Source organism: Streptococcus parasanguinis, from assembly GCF_001578955.1.
Lineage (GTDB): Bacteria > Bacillota > Bacilli > Lactobacillales > Streptococcaceae > Streptococcus > Streptococcus parasanguinis_U.
On the sequence record NZ_KQ969690.1, the window covers coordinates 559,536 to 560,206 of the forward strand.

Consider the following 671-nt stretch of genomic DNA (forward strand, 5'->3'; position numbering starts at 1 on the left):
ATTTCAAGGAGAACTTCTCCTTCTTTTACAAATTCGCCGACTTTTTTATTCCACTGAACGATTTGTCCTTCGGTCATATCTACGCCGGCTTTTGGCATAATTACTTCTAAGGCCATTTTATTTCCCTCTTTTTCTTGTTTCTATTCTCTCTCGTTGATTAGACCAACATTGAAATCGGGTCTTCAATCAAGGCTTTCAAGTCTTTCATGAATTTGGCACCAGCCATACCATCGACAACGCGGTGGTCAATGGTCAAGCCCAAGCTCATGATTGGACGAATGACAATTTCACCATTAACTACAACTGGTTTTTCAACAGTTGCGCTAACCCCAAGAATGGCAGAGTTTGGCTGGTTGATAATCGGTCCAAAAGATTGAACACCAAACATCCCCAAGTTACTGATAGTAAAGGTTGAATTTTGCAATTCGCTTGGTGCTAATTTACCGTCCAAGGTCCGTCCGATAACGTCCTTGAAGGCTACCACCAACTCTGATAAAGTCATCTTTTCTGCGTTATAGACAACCGGTGTCATCAGCCCATTGTCCATCCCAACCGCCATAGCTAAGTTGACATAGTTGTGAGTGATGATGGTTTTGCCATCTTCTGTCAATGACGCATTAATGTATGGGTGTTTCATCAAGGTCTTAACAACTGCTAGAGAAAGCAAATCT

The 671-nt window shown here is 41.9% G+C and carries 2 protein-coding genes; both read right to left on the bottom strand.

Annotation, left to right across the window (positions count from 1 at the left end):
* Positions 1-116 (bottom strand): biotin/lipoyl-containing protein (locus SPADD19_RS12745; RefSeq protein WP_241496525.1); only part of this gene is annotated, 116 nt, incomplete at its 3' end.
* Positions 117-157: 41 nt separating this feature from the next.
* Positions 158-671: 2-oxo acid dehydrogenase subunit E2 (locus SPADD19_RS06635; protein ID WP_241496511.1), on the bottom strand; the 514-nt coding region annotated here is incomplete at its 5' end.